The sequence below is a fragment of the Halostella sp. PRR32 genome, from assembly GCF_034808085.1.
Classification (GTDB): Archaea; Halobacteriota; Halobacteria; order Halobacteriales; family Natronoarchaeaceae; genus Halostella; species Halostella pelagica.
Window position 1 is genome coordinate 1 of the sequence record NZ_JAXHGL010000218.1, and the last position, 253, is coordinate 253.

General features: G+C 51.4%; 1 pseudogene. It reads left to right on the forward strand.

What is annotated here, in order from left to right:
* Positions 1-34 precede the first annotated feature (34 nt).
* Positions 35-193: pseudogene (locus SM753_RS20940) on the forward strand (50S ribosomal protein L37e); the annotation flags it as partial.
* Positions 194-253: the final 60 nt, after the last annotated feature.

The window sequence follows — 253 nt, forward strand, 5'->3', positions numbered from 1 at the left end:
CGGTTAAAGGAACTGCTTTTTCCATTTTTCTTATATGGGGAAGGGAACGTCATCGTTTGGAAAGCGTCGCAATAAGACGCACACGTTGTGCCGCCGCTGTGGCTCTAAGGCCTACCACCTTCAGAAGTCGACTTGTGGCAAGTGTGGCTACCCTGCCAAGCGCAAGAGGAAGTATAACTGGAGTGCCAAGGCTAAGAGACGAAACACTACCGGGACTGGTCGGATGAGGCACCTAAAGATTGTCTACCGCAGA